This window comes from Aquimarina algiphila (assembly GCF_947494415.1).
Lineage (GTDB): Bacteria > Bacteroidota > Bacteroidia > Flavobacteriales > Flavobacteriaceae > Aquimarina > Aquimarina algiphila.
The window spans coordinates 471,249-485,489 of record NZ_CANLVC010000001.1 but is presented as its reverse complement, the minus strand read 5'-3'; the positions used below and the strand labels follow the sequence as shown (position 1 = coordinate 485,489).

Here is a 14,241-nt window from a genome sequence, read left to right as displayed (position 1 = left end):
AAATGGGAAGTCTCGTAGAAATTAATGACACATTACAACTAACAATAGAACAGGGATTTCCTGTTCATATTTTTGACCTGGAAAAGCATAAGAAAACACCAGTTACATTAAAAGATGTAGAAGGTATGGTGTTTGAGTTTAAAGATAAACCAAGTGCCAGAATTTTTCAATTAGATCCAGTTAGAGTCTATTATGTGCATAATATAAATGGTAAATGGTTGTTTTGGGGTCGTGTTTTAATTCAGTCACAACATATTCAAAAATCACTTAATGATGATGGAACCTGGGATGGCGAATCATGGAAAACTTCGGGAACTTATACTATATTAAATGTATATGATCCAGAATACCAACATACATTTACTTTAAACGAAGCACCAGATGATCGAAATTATTTTAAATAAGTAGTATTCGACATATCTATGTTTAACTAGTTATACTAAAAAAATGAATGAAAGTCGATTAGAAGCTTTTAGCGATGGTGTACTTGCTATTATTATTACTATTATGGTTTTAGAATTAGAAGCACCCAAGGAAACTACATTCGAAGCTATTATTCCGTCTTTTCCAATATTTATTAGCTATTTAGGAAGCTTTATATATATTGGTGTTTATTGGAATAGTCATCATCATTTATTTCAAATAATAGGAACCGTTAATAACAAAATTTTATGGGCTAATTTGCATTTATTGTTTTGGTTATCATTAATTCCTTTTACAACTTCTTGGATTGGTGAAAATCATATTGATGCCATCCCTGTTGCTTTATACGGTTTTGTATTACTAATGAGTAGAATATCATTCTTTATTTTAAAACAATGTATAATTGGTCATATTGGGAAGACCTCTATATTGGGTAAACTTATTGGGCGAAAAGAAAAAGATATCATTTTTTCAGCTATATATATAATGGGAGCACTCTTAGCATTTCTCAATACTTATATAGGTATTGGTTGTTTTGTGATTGTTATTTTTTTTCAGATTATTGAATTAAAAAAAATGCGGAACAGTATGATCTCTATAGTAAATACTAATCAGGTATTTCCGAAAATTGATTAAAAAAAGTATCTTAAAAAAACGTATTTCAATCAGTACTTTTTCCATTACAAGAAATTCAGAATTAGTTTTTCAACGATTCTTGCTTTTTCTTTTATTTGAAATCCTTTCTGAACGAAAGACTGAACCTTATTTCCTTTTTTTCTTATTCTTTAAATTGTAGGTTTTATCACCTTTTGTCTTAGGTTTTTTGTATTTCTTTTTAATTTCACGTTGATATGATCCTCCCAGGTTTACTTTTCTGTTTTTTTCTTTTTTCTCGTGAAAAGCTGGTCCAACTTCATCATTAGGACGTTTATGAGGATTATTAATCTCTTTTACAACAGGTTGTTCTTCAGGGGTAAGTTGATCAGAAATTTCTACGCCTACTGGCATATCCAGTTGCTCGATTTTCATTTCCATTAAATTCTCGATACTATCAAGATGTTCTTGTTCTTTTTCGGTAGTAAGCACAAAAGAAACTCCTTCTTTTTCTGCACGACCTGTTCTACCAATACGGTGCATGTAATTTTCAGGATATTCTGGAGTGTCAAGGTTGATTACCTGGCTTACATTTTCTATATCCAAACCTCTAGCCATAACATCTGTAGCAATTAGAATACGATTTTCTCCTTGTCTAAATTGCTCAATACTACGTAGTCTATAATTCTGAGTTTTGTTAGAATGAATAATGCAAATTTCATCGGCATATTGTTTTTCTAACTGTTCGAATAGTCGATCTGCTATTTTTTTTAAACCGACAAAAATTAAGGTTTTATGAAACGTTTCCTTATCTGAAAGTAAATGTTCTAGTAAATTAACCTTAGTATAAAAGTTTGGAACCTTATATCCAAACTGTTTAATGTTTTCTAAAGGAGTTCCACTTTTTGCAACAGATATTTTTTGAGGTTTGACAAATGTTTCTGAAATCATTTTATCTACTTCATCGGTCATAGTAGCAGAAAACATAATATTTTGTCTTTGCCGAGGAAGGATATCAAAAATATTCATCAATTGATGCCTAAAACCAAGGTCTAACATTACATCAACTTCATCGATTACTATTTTTTGAATAGATTTTAATTGTAACACTCTACTCACAGCTAGATCGTATAAGCGTCCCGGAGTAGCTACAATGATATCTAATCCTTGAGAAACAGCTTGTTTTTGAGTATTTATATTTGTCCCTCCATATACTCCTGTAATTCTTACATTGATATATGTGGATAGTTTTTCAATTTCATCAACTACCTGAACTACTAATTCTCTTGTAGGAACCAACACTAATACTCTTGGGTTTTGTTGTACAGAATACTTTAGCATTCTTAAAATAGGAAGCATATAAGCATATGTTTTTCCTGTACCTGTTTGTGCAATACCTACTACATCTTTTCCAGACATTACTACAGAAAAAGCTTGCTCTTGGATAGGAGTGGGGGTCTCAAACCCTAAATCGTCAAGGGCATTAAGAAGTTGCGTGCTTAAATTTAAATCTTGAAAAGTCAATTGATTTGTTTTTTGATGATACAAAGGTAGCCTTATTTTGTGACTGTTTTGATTTTAGTTACTTTTGGTTTCTTAAGATATAGCAATGAAAAACATTATCGCCTTTGCAGGTTCTAATAGCAGTACTTCTATCAATCATAAACTTGTAGAATTTGTAGCATCAAAAATAGAAGGACATAAGGTTAAAATTGTCAATTTAACAAATTATAATATGCCAATGTATAGTGAAGATGAGGAAAGAAATAATAGTTTTCCCGGGATGGCAATGGGACTTAGACAGGAAATATCTGATACAGATGCATTGATAATTTCAGTAAATGAACATAATGGTAGTTGGGGAGCCTTTTTTAAAAATATAATAGATTGGTTATCCCGTTTGGACCGTAATTTTTTAGAAGGCAAAAAAATTCTTTTAATGAGTACTTCTCCTGGAAAAAGAGGAGGAGTAAGTTCTTTAGAATATGCCAAAAATGTATTTCCAAGATTTGGAGCAGAAATTATAGAAAGCTTTAGTTTTCCTTCTTTTTATGATAATTTTTCGGTAGAGTCCAATACCGTAACAGATGAGACACTTTTATTGGGATTAAATCAGGTTATAAGTACTTTTACACATCAAATTTAATGAGTAGGTGCGAAGTATCAAAAAATATACATTAGAAAACCCGTCAGAATTTAAACTCAAACTCTTACAATGGGCACAACAGTTTGATGAAATCACCTGGATGGACTCTAATGATTTTACTCAACAATATTCTAGTTTTGATGGTATTTTGGCTGTTGAGGCTTTTACCGCAATTAAGACAGATTATCATGATGGATTTGATAGCTTAAAAGAATATCAAGAACAATCAGGAGATTGGATTTTTGGATATCTCTCCTATGAGCTTAAAAATGATACAGAAGAACTTGTTTCTAGAAATAAAGACGAATTAGAATTTCCAGATTTATATTTCTTTCAGCCCAAAAAATTATTTTTTTTTATTGGAGATGTATTAGAAATGCATTACTTAAGAATGGTTAATGATGAAATTGAAGAAGATTTTAAAACCATTTCTACCACTTTATTGACAACACAAAATAAAGCTGAAGAATCTCCTTGTGGTAAGATTAAGATAAGTCTTAGGATAACCAAAGATATATATAAAGAAAAAGTCAATGCTATGTTGACTCATATTTATAGAGGGGATATTTATGAAGCCAATTTTTGTCAGGAGTTTTTTGCAAAAGAGAGTTGTATTAATCCTTTGCAGACTTATCATCACCTTAATGCTATTTCACGACCTCCTTTTGCTACATTTTTAAAAATAGATAAACACTATTTATTGTCAGCTTCTCCCGAACGCTATTTACGTAAAGAAGGACAGAAAATTATTTCTCAACCGATTAAAGGGACTGCAAAAAGATCTAAGAATAGAGTAGAAGATGAAAAATTAGTATCAGCTTTAAAAAATGATCCAAAAGAACGTTCTGAAAATGTAATGATAGTAGATTTGGTTCGTAATGATTTATCAAGAACCGCTGTAAAAGGTTCTGTTACCGTTGAAGAACTTTGTAAAGTATATTCATTTAATCAAGTCCATCAGATGATATCTACTGTAGTTTCAGAAATAGATGAAACCACTTCGCCTTTAGATATTATTAAAACTACATTCCCTATGGGAAGTATGACCGGAGCGCCTAAAATTTCAGCAATGCAGATTATTGAAGATTTAGAAGAATCTAAACGAGGCTTGTATAGTGGAGCCGTTGGATATTTTACTCCCACGGGAGATTTTGATTTTAATGTAGTGATTAGAAGTATACTCTATAATGAAGAAAAAAAATATATCTCATATACCGTAGGTGGCGCAATAACAGCAGAATCAGATCCAGATAAAGAATACGAGGAGTGTTTACTAAAAGCTAAAGCAATGCGTGAAGTTCTAGAAGCTTCATAGTTTAAACTAAATATGTAAAAAAGCTGTCTTAGAAGACAGCTTTTTTATAATTTTCAAGGATCTAAACAAACATCAGAAGACTCTTCCTTAGGAATACAAAATCCACAGGAAACATGATGTCCAGGAGAACAAGGGTCTTCGGTACCTCCGTTAATTTTACTTTGCTCTGATTTCTTTAGTACCCTAATATTTACAGGGTTTAGAAAGTGATTTAACATAATGATTAGGTTTTAAGATTAAAAGTAATTGGATGATGTTAATTACATTCTGATTTAAACATTTTTAAGGTACTATTTTTTTAGATTATTTACCATTCATTTTTGATAGTTTTACTATGTATTAGACTAACTAATATATAGTATCAATGTTAAGCTGTACACTCTTGTTTAGGTACCCTTTTTTTAATTGTACTTCATATAAAATTTTAAGGAGTTTATTTCTGTGATAAGAAACAGAATACATATTGCCAGTTACTGTCCATCCTCTATGTTTGTTATAAATAAATTGTATTACATGTTTTGGTAAAGCTATATTTTTGAACTCTTCTTCTGCAGCTATTAGTTTTCCATTTTTGTCATAAGTTACAGCGATTTGCCCTTTGTCGGATTTAAAAGTAGCATTAAATGATTTTTTAGGCTTATCATATTTAGATACTTGTTGTATACCCCATTGTGAAGCTAAGTTTTCAAAATGTTTTGCATGATTGGGCGTATTTCTATTTTGCACTTCTTTAATAAAATGTGGAGTTACATTTTTGTTTGACTTAATTTTATAAGTTGTGTTTTCTAACTCAGCATTTAGATTTTGAGCATAACTTATAGTCGTTATATTTATTGTTATTAAAAGATGTATGATTAATGTTTTCATGTTTTTTGATTTAATAAATTAATGTGTTACAAATCAATAGCAAATGAGAATGATGGTAAAATCAAATTGATTACAGGTCGTTTATACTTGATTAAACAACCATTTTGCTCTATTAATCCCCCATCATGTCCAATTCATATTAAATAGACATCTTATCAATAAAAGTTAGCATCTTGTCAATAAAACTAAACTGTTGATAATGAGTGATGGAATGTTTTTATTAAAATATTGTAAGTTTGATTTTCATTGTTTTAAAAAACAGAAAGCTGTTGAATGCGATAAAGTCTATATATGATTGGGTAATTAAATACAAGATTTACCATCTTGTATTTTGGTTTGCATATCATTTTACCTGGTGGATAGTTTTTAAAGGAGGTTTTATTAAAGTTTTTGATCAGATTAGTCAACCTTCAGTTTTTATTTCGTTTTTCTCTTATATAATTTTTCAAGCTATAGGAGTATACTTTTGTTTATATTTTCTCATTCCCAGGTATTTAGAGAAGTCAAAATATTTGAAGTATATCGCACTGGTTATCATTACTATTTTTGCAATGGCTATACTTATATTGATTCCGAGTATTTTTTGGGATCTTTTTTTTCCAGTAAAACAGAAAAATCCCGGAGGATTATATTCATTTTTTCTGCACAATACACTCCCTTCTTCTATAGGTTCAATGACACTTGGTATGAGTATAAAACTTACGAAAAATTGGCTGTCATCGCAAAAAAAACAACAAGTATTAGAAAAAGAGAAATTAGAAACTGAATTAAAGTTTTTGAAATCACAATTTAATCCTCATTTTCTGTTTAATACAATCAATTCTATTTTTGTGTTAATTAATAAGAATACAGTTATGGCAACTGAGTCGTTAGCTAAATTTTCGGACCTACTACGGTACCAATTATATGAATGTAATGAACATCAAATTTTGTTGGATAAAGAATTATCCTATCTAAGAAGTTTTATAGAATTAGAAGAGCTAAGACAGAATGATAACTTTGTGATTACGGCAGACCTACCAAACACGTCATCAGGAAATCTTGCCGTAGCCCCATTTTTACTAATGCCTTTCATAGAAAATGCTTTCAAACATATATCTCAACATAACAATAAACCTAACCGTATAGAGATCAAGGTACGTTTGGAGGATAATCAATTTATGTTTAAAATATCGAATACAGTAGCACAAAATGAAAAAACCTCGAGAGACGCAGTTACCTATGGCGGACTTGGTTTAAAAAATGTAAAGCGAAGATTAGAGTTGCTATACCCTAATAATTATACATTAGAACTAAATCAGGAGAATGACAAATATATTGTTGTACTAAAATTAAATCTAGAAGAGCATATCTCTCCTCAATTAAAACCATACCAGTTATGATAAAATGTGTTGTTATTGATGATGAACCTTTGGCAAGAGAATGTATTAATAATTATATAGCTGAAATAGGTTTTTTGGAACAAGTAGGTGAGGGGAATAGTCCTGTTGAATTAACCAATATATTGAATCAAAAAAAAGTAGATCTTATTTTTTTAGACATTCAGATGCCTGTGATTAATGGAATAGATTTTCTGAAAATAACGTCAAATCTTCCTATGGTTATTCTAACTACTGCGTATCCTAGTTATGCCTTAGAAGGTTTTGATCTGGATGTATTGGATTATTTATTAAAACCTGTTACATTAAAACGTTTTATAAAAGCAGCAAATAAAGCTAACGATTTTTTTCAATTACAAAATACATCAGGTCAATTGGTTTCTGATAAGTACACAGAAGACTATTTTTTTATAAAGTGTGATCATAAATTTGAGAAAATTTATTTTAGAGATATACTTTTTGTTCAAGCGCTACAGAATTATGTAAGTATTCATACATATGATAGAAAATACATATCGTTATTACCTCTAAAAAGTGTTGAGGAAAAATTAAAAGATAAGAATTTCATAAGAACTCATAAATCCTATATTGTATCTATTCCTAAAATCGATTCTATCGAAAGTCATGAGGTTTTGATTGGTTCTGATAGTATTCCTATTAGTCGAAATTATCGTAAGGAAGTTAAAGAAAAAGTACTATCAGATAAACTATGGAAAAATGATACAAACAACTATTAAAAGAAATAAGAATTACTTTTACATCAATACTATAACACCTAATTTACAGCAGGACAATAACAAGCATAGCGTTTCTTTCTGCATGAAAAATCAATTCCTAAAGTGATTTGATGAAATCCTCCGTTATTAAATACTACTGGGTTTGATTGATATGAATAGGTATAAGCAAATACATATTTTCCATAATTTACGCCAATAAATGGAGTAATATAATTTAGAGCCTGAGTTTTTAACTCGGTACCATCTGCAAAATCTATTTTGTCCAGACTGGTTCTGTATGATAATCCTCCCCAAATTTTTCCAACGCTTACATTGCGATAAAATTTAAGATTTAAATCGATATTAGATTGCTTAACACCATCTCTGTATGAGTATAATATGGATGGTTCAAACGACCAGTTTTTATTACCTCTTTCAAAAACATACCCGACAGATATTAATAGATTTCTAAGATTAGGTGTAGCTTGAAAATCAGAATTAACTCCGGAGTTTTCCAATACATTTTTCATGGTCACATGTGTATAGAAATTGTATAGATTATATGATAATCCAAAATCGATATTAAACTCTGCAGAACTTAAAGACCCTGCGGATATTAAGGGGTCTCCGTTTGAAATAAAACTACTTTGATCAAGTCTATATTGAATGACTCCAGCGCTTAATCCAAACGATAACATGTTTAGGTCCAATTCACTCCTCGAAAACATTAAATGATGCGCATAGGTAAGAAAACCTCCTGTTTGTGAAAAAAAACCATTTTCATCGTTGTATACGGTAGCACCAATTGCAGACTGATCTGTTAGTCTTCCATTAAAAGCAGCCGTAAAAAGCTCTGGGGTATCCTTTTCTCCTACCCAATTTCTTCTACCTGTTAATCGTATTTGTGAACATTGTGAAGCACCAGCCATTGATGGATGTATAAGATAATAGTTATCGGTAAGATAATCTGAGTATATTGGTAATCCTTCCTGAGCGATGCCAATTTTTGTACATAACATCAATATTCCGAGAAGGGAAATGCTAATGAGTTTCATATGATTTGTATTGATATAAAAAATGAGATCACGGCTATCGCTTTAAAGTAAAATGACTACGATAAGTTTCTGAACCATCTTTAAATTGAGCGGCAAACCAATAATCTGTTGAAGGTAAAGTTCGCCCATTATAAATACCATCCCATCCAGGTCCATTGGGATTAAGTTGACTTAAAAGCTTACCATATCTATCGAATATATAAATTATCATTTCTGGTAAATTTTCGTCAGCAATTACATTCCAGGTATCATTAATGCCATCGTTATTAGGAGTGAAAAAGTTAGGGAAACCCATGACGAAAATTTCTTTAGATAGGTTTCCACAACCATAAATATCTCTAACCGTGACTTCATGTAATCCCAAGGCAACATTCCTAAAAATATTTTCAGTTTGAAAAGATCCATTATCCAGACTAAATTCATATTCACTATTACCAGCTACTGTGGCAATAATATCATTATGATCTGCAAAAGTTCCTAACGATAAAGAAAGATCTAATCTTTGCGGACCTTCTATAGCATTTATGGTGACGCTTGAAGTATCTGAGCACATTGAAACCTTATCAGTATATTGTACTGTATAAGTACCTGGTAATAAGGTTTCAATACCAGAAGAATTTTGTCCAGGAATTACTGTGCCCTCAAAACTCCATATAAATGTAAAATCTGTAGTATTTAAAAAAGTATCAATAAAGGGAAAATCATTAGTAGGTAAAGGTACTCCATCTTCAGAAACACATATCGCACTGTCACTAGATAATGTTACCTCAGGAGCAGTTACAATATCAAAAAATACAGGTATTCGATCACTTGGGCATTTTTCGTTGTTATCAAAAGCTTCTACAGAATAGGTATAGGTCCCGATAGCAGTTTCTATTGGAGTATACGTAGTAGTATTTGCAATTAAAAGAGTGCCGTCTTGAGTATACCAATTTGCTGTTTGACCTGTCAAAACTGTTACAGATAATACAGGATTAGTATCACCAGCACAAATTCGTTGATGAATAGGGTTAGTGGGTTCTGTAATATCAGGACAGGTGCAATCAGGAGCAATGATATTTAAAGTATCTTCACAAGTAGTATTAGCTGGGTTTGTGGCAGTAATTATGATATCGGTGTCACTAGCAATACCTGTAATCATAGAATTTGTAACATCTATGATACCGGCATTAGGTGGATCAATGGTTATAGACCATGTTTCGTTAGAAGTAAATGATACACTATAACTATTGCGATCATCAGAGCAAGTAGTTTTATCAAAAGAAATACTTGGTGTTGTTTCAATCACCACGGTGATTTTAGCAATATCTGGTATTGTACATTTTCCAGTAGAAACAGTATAGGTGTAATCTCCAGATAGGGTAGTTGTTGCAGACGGGTCTATTATTCCTTGATCGGTTGTTCCGAAAGGATTTCCATTTGGATCTGTCCATGATCCACCGATGTTTGGCGAACCACCTAAACTATCAAATAAATTCATAGTTGTATCAGTAGAACAAAAAGAAACCTTATTATCTTCACCTGCATTAGCTGCAGGATTAATAGTTACCGTTATCGTTGCTGTATTATTACACGCTATTGTTCCTGTGGTATAAGTATATGTTCCGGCAGCATCGCTAGCCGGGTTAAACTCTCCTTTATCATTAGTTCCAAAAGTTGCTCCCCCAGGCCCTGTCCATGTTCCTCCTGTTGTTGGAGCCCCCCGAAGGCTATCAAACAAATTAATAGCAGAAGCATTGGCACAGATTTCTAACGATGCGTTAGTTCCTGGGTTTGGAGCAATTTCTATGGTTACTGTAACTATAGCAGTGTCCTGAATAGGACAAGTTGTTGCAGAAACGGTATAAATATAATCACCCGATAATGTAGTTGTAAGTGATGGATCCAACACTCCTTGATCGGTAGTGCTAAATGGATTTCCATTAGGGTCAATCCATGATCCTCCTGTGTCTGGAGTACCTCCAAGACTATCAAATAAATTGATGCTACTTTGTGTAGAACAGAATGATACTTTATTATCTAGTCCTGCGTTAGCTCCAGGGTTTATAGTAACCTCTACGTTAGCAGTACTACTACAACCTGTTGTTCCTACAGTATATACATAAGTACCTTGTAGTGTGCTAGTAGCAGAGGGGTTAAGTACTCCTTGATCAGTGGTTCCAAAAGGATTTCCGTTTGGATCACTCCATGACCCTCCTGTATCGGGAGTACCTCCTAGGCTATCAAACAAATTAATAGGTGTTGTGACCAATACGCATGTATTCAATGTTCCATTGGTCCCTGGGTCTGATGTACTTACAATAGATACCTTAACTTCTCCTTTCCTGGAGGGACACGATCCAATTGTTGGAAGTGTGTATGTATATGTTCCTGTTACATTGGTAGTTGCATTAAATGTTCCTGATTCACCTCCTGTTAAAACACTAGGCCCTGACCAAGTTCCACCCGGAATTGCAGCATCCACCAGACTATCAAATAGATTAATAGTTGGTATTCCGCTTGCACATCCGCCAGCGGTTTTCTTTTCACCTACTTTCTTAAATTCTTCTCTAAAATCGACATCTCCCCCAATGTTATGATTGTTTGGTAAGTCGGTAGGTAATTCACCATTATCTGTGGGGTTTGTAATAGCTGTGAGTGCATCTAATATTACAACGTCAAAGGCATTATCCATACCATCATTGTCAGTATCCGCTCCAATAGAGGTGATGTCAGAAATACCATCTAGGTTAAGATCATATGCTTCTACAGTATCATTTAAGCAATCATCATCAGAATTTAGGTCTAAATAATCGGGTAAAGTATCTGTATCCGTATTTACAGGAGTAATTGAACCAACACCTTCATATGCATCATCAACTCCATTTTTATTCAGATCATTCCTACTTGGGGCTATATAAGTTAATGTAGCTTGTCCTTCAATATTATCCTGTATACCATCATTATCAGCATCGATATCTAAATAATCAGGGAGTCCATCTCCATCACTACTTATTGGAGTTAACCCTCCAGATGCTGCTATAGGAATACCATTAGCATCAACTCCAATATCGGCGATTCCATCTCCATCTATATCTCGAATTCCATCGACAATTCCATCACCGTTGGTATCTAAATCAGAACGACCAGCTTCGATAATATCAAAAATACCGTCATTATCACTATCAAGATCTAGAAAGTTTGGGACTTCATCTCTGTCAGAATCACATTCTAAAGGAGCAAAACGAATATTGTCAATTCCGATATCATTTCCATTACTCCCTTGCAACTGTTGATTTCGTATACGTAATGTTAATAAGGTATTTGTAGGAACCGTAATATCGTCTAATAGTGTTCTCCAAATATCATCATTGGCAACTCCCAGAGCTGCAGAAGTAGTAGAAAGTATAGTATTTCCTGTTGTTTGATCTATGATTTCCAGATCTAATGCTGGAACATCTGCGCACCCTCTATCACATAGTCCAACCATGTCAATTCTAAAATTGTATTGTATTCCGGCAGAAATAGGAATGTCTTTTAGCTCATATAATACTTTATTTCCGAAGTTTGAAGCAATATTGACCGCTAAAAATCGACCATTAACGTCTCCGTTTCCATCAGAATGTGGTACTGGATTTGTATCTGTCGTTATAAACCATACATCAAAATTGGCAGAATTAGACATGTATAAAGAATTTGCTACATTATAGAATCCATCATCCGGCCAATTAGGATTATGTTGGTGTCCTTGTATATTAGGATCTGTAGTAGGAGTATTGCCTGTTCCAAAATCTATATCTACGACAGGACTCGATTCAGTTAAAGTAGTAGAAGTACAAGCAGAGTTTTCTACGGAATCTAGGATTCCGTCATTATCATCATCTAAATCATCTTTGTTGTTAACTCCATCATTATCAAAATCATCATTAAAACACTCTTTTACTACTACACGAGCTTCGCTATTAGAACAGGGAGCTGTTGCCGATACCATATATCGATATATCCCTGGAGTATCAGTACCAATGGTAAAAGTACCTCTATCTCCATTGGCCAATGGTGGATCCCAAGTTCCTCCTCTGTTAGGATTTCCTTGAAGTAATGTAAACAAATCAATATCTCCTGTTTTATTACATAAGAGGAGGTTACCTTCTGTACCTGGGTTTGCAGGCTGTTGTACTATAATGTCAATGGTCTGTGATAGGTTTCCTCCTGTTCCGCCAAAAGCTTCAACTCTTATGGTGCTATTTGTGAGAAGTCTATCTGCACCAGTAAAAAGGTGAAATGTTCCTGCATTGCCATTTACACTTTTAATAAATTGACCAGTAGTTACATTTGTCCAATTATATCCACTGGCTCCATTTGGAGGAGTTATATTTACATCAACCTGAATAATATCTCCTCTACAAATGGTATTTGAAGGCGCATTTGAGGTTAATGTCATTGTTTGTGCGAATAAGCCCTTTGATATAGTCAAAAGAATGACTATAATCAAATATGTCTTTGTGTTCACGGTAAGTTGGGTTTGTGTTAGGTTTTATTCTTTCTATAATTTTGAATGGATTTGATTAGTTAAGTCTTTTTGATTGCCATTCTATTATAAAAACAACTCAACAAATGAATATCCTTTTAAAAACATTATTTTTCTTTTTAGTTTAAAACAGATAGATAAGTCTTACCGTAATTAAGATTTTGAAAAAATAAAGTTTTGTTTCTAAGTGTTTTTTTGATAAAAAAGGAGAGGAATCCAGGGCTTTATATGGAGAATTTTAAAACAATAAACCTTGTATTAAATAAAGTCTACTATAGTCAAGACCTTATCTTAACCAAAGGCTTAAAATGAGATATAAAGTGATTTGATATAATAGATCAATTATCAATTATCAACTATAGAAAGATGTTTCCTATATGTGAAATCTCATAATCATATTAGATTACGTCTAAAACTTTTTCTAACATCAATAATAGTTTCTTTAACTTCTTTTGCCGTAATACCTTTTATAATAGCTATTTCTTCAAAATTTAATCTACCAAAGACAAAAAGATCAATTATTTTAGAGGCTTCCATTGGTAACCAACTATAGAACTTACCAAGTAGTTTTTGTTTTCTGAAATCTGATGAGGGTTCTGAATTTATAACCTTAAGAATAGCAGAATCTTTATCATTATAAATAAAGTTTTGTTTATCTTCTGTATTTTGATGATAACAAATATCATCTAATTCTTCTTTCATGACCAATTCATTATCGGCTTCTGCGGTAAAGTTTTCTTCTAGTTTTTCCAATTCTTCTTTTAAGAAATGACTTGTACTAATATTTCTTTGATGCCAGCCTTCTCGTATGTGTAATTCGTCGATAAGCTCGTCTGCTATTTTAAAAAGTTTTAGTTCTAGAGATAATGTATTTATCTCAAAGTCAATTTCATCATGATGTAGTTTTACAATAGCGTCGTCAATAATACCATTGGAACAATACATATTTTGTGGGAGGATACCGACGCTTTCGGCAATATATAATCTATGTTTTACATAGGGATGTAAGTGAGGAACAATTGATAATAACTTCTTGCTGAATTCTCTTTGATCATCAGCCTCATTAAATTTTGATAATTCATGCGTCCTATTCATTGGTAAATGATTTAAGAGTTGTTTCCTAAAAATAACGAAAACAAATCAATTTAGGTGTTAAAAACTTGATAATCAATGATTAAATCTGTTTTTAAGAAGAATTGCAATAGCAATTCAAAATCGTATATTTGAAAAACTAAAAAG

The 14,241-nt window shown here is 32.3% G+C and carries 12 protein-coding genes; 6 read left to right on the top strand and 6 right to left on the bottom strand.

The features are described 5' to 3' along the window. Window positions 1–2 precede the first annotated feature (2 nt). Window positions 3–404, top strand: coding sequence for a hypothetical protein (locus tag PQF96_RS01965; protein WP_109439122.1), 402 nt, complete (start codon window positions 3–5; stop codon window positions 402–404). Window positions 405–447: 43 nt separating this feature from the next. Then, the gene (locus PQF96_RS01960) at window positions 448–1,059 is read left to right on the top strand and encodes a TMEM175 family protein (protein ID WP_271764913.1); all 612 of its coding nucleotides are present in this window, start codon (window positions 448–450) and stop codon (window positions 1,057–1,059) included. Window positions 1,060–1,185: 126 nt separating this feature from the next. Here the strand turns inward: PQF96_RS01960 and PQF96_RS01955 are convergent, their stop codons facing one another. Next, window positions 1,186–2,541 carry a DEAD/DEAH box helicase gene (locus PQF96_RS01955; RefSeq protein ID WP_271764988.1) on the bottom strand — a complete coding sequence of 452 codons (1,356 nt, stop codon included), beginning with the start codon at window positions 2,539–2,541 and terminating at the stop codon, window positions 1,186–1,188. Window positions 2,542–2,626: 85 nt separating this feature from the next. On the opposite strand from PQF96_RS01955, the gene PQF96_RS01950 reads away from it, so the two are divergent. Both PQF96_RS01950 and pabB read left to right on the top strand, forming a co-directional pair. Next, window positions 2,627–3,163, top strand: coding sequence for an NADPH-dependent FMN reductase (locus PQF96_RS01950; RefSeq protein WP_271764912.1), 537 nt, complete (start codon window positions 2,627–2,629; stop codon window positions 3,161–3,163). Window positions 3,164–3,170: 7 nt separating this feature from the next. Then, window positions 3,171–4,478, top strand: a complete 1,308-nt coding sequence (gene pabB / locus PQF96_RS01945; RefSeq protein WP_271764911.1) for an aminodeoxychorismate synthase component I — start codon at window positions 3,171–3,173, stop codon at window positions 4,476–4,478. Between the two features lie 53 nt (window positions 4,479–4,531). Here pabB and PQF96_RS01940 read toward each other — a convergent pair whose 3' ends face one another. Together PQF96_RS01940 and PQF96_RS01935 are read right to left on the bottom strand one after the other, a co-directional pair. Continuing rightward, window positions 4,532–4,696 carry a hypothetical protein gene (locus tag PQF96_RS01940; RefSeq protein ID WP_271764910.1) on the bottom strand — a complete coding sequence of 55 codons (165 nt, stop codon included), beginning with the start codon at window positions 4,694–4,696 and terminating at the stop codon, window positions 4,532–4,534. A 130-nt stretch (window positions 4,697–4,826) separates the two neighbouring features. Further along, complete coding sequence (locus PQF96_RS01935) at window positions 4,827–5,345, bottom strand: hypothetical protein (protein ID WP_271764909.1); 519 nt, start codon at window positions 5,343–5,345, stop codon at window positions 4,827–4,829. A gap of 269 nt (window positions 5,346–5,614) precedes the next feature. On the opposite strand from PQF96_RS01935, the gene PQF96_RS01930 reads away from it, so the two are divergent. Beyond that, entirely contained in the window at window positions 5,615–6,727 is a 1,113-nt protein-coding gene (locus PQF96_RS01930; protein WP_271764908.1) for a sensor histidine kinase, read from the top strand. Further along, a complete protein-coding gene (locus PQF96_RS01925) occupies window positions 6,724–7,461 on the top strand; it encodes a LytR/AlgR family response regulator transcription factor (protein WP_109439117.1) in 738 nt (245 codons plus the stop codon). The genes PQF96_RS01930 and PQF96_RS01925 overlap by 4 nt, the downstream gene beginning before the upstream one ends. Window positions 7,462–7,499: 38 nt before the next feature. Here PQF96_RS01925 and PQF96_RS01920 read toward each other — a convergent pair whose 3' ends face one another. From PQF96_RS01920 to PQF96_RS01910, 3 genes are all read right to left on the bottom strand, one after another. Next, window positions 7,500–8,495 (bottom strand): PorP/SprF family type IX secretion system membrane protein, encoded by a 996-nt coding sequence (locus PQF96_RS01920; RefSeq protein ID WP_271764907.1) that lies wholly within the window; start codon window positions 8,493–8,495, stop codon window positions 7,500–7,502. Window positions 8,496–8,529: 34 nt separating this feature from the next. Beyond that, window positions 8,530–12,984 (bottom strand): T9SS type B sorting domain-containing protein, encoded by a 4,455-nt coding sequence (locus tag PQF96_RS01915; protein ID WP_271764906.1) that lies wholly within the window; start codon window positions 12,982–12,984, stop codon window positions 8,530–8,532. A 411-nt stretch (window positions 12,985–13,395) separates the two neighbouring features. Beyond that, entirely contained in the window at window positions 13,396–14,097 is a 702-nt protein-coding gene (locus tag PQF96_RS01910) for a hypothetical protein (protein WP_109439114.1), read from the bottom strand. Between the last annotated feature and the right edge of the window lie 144 nt (window positions 14,098–14,241).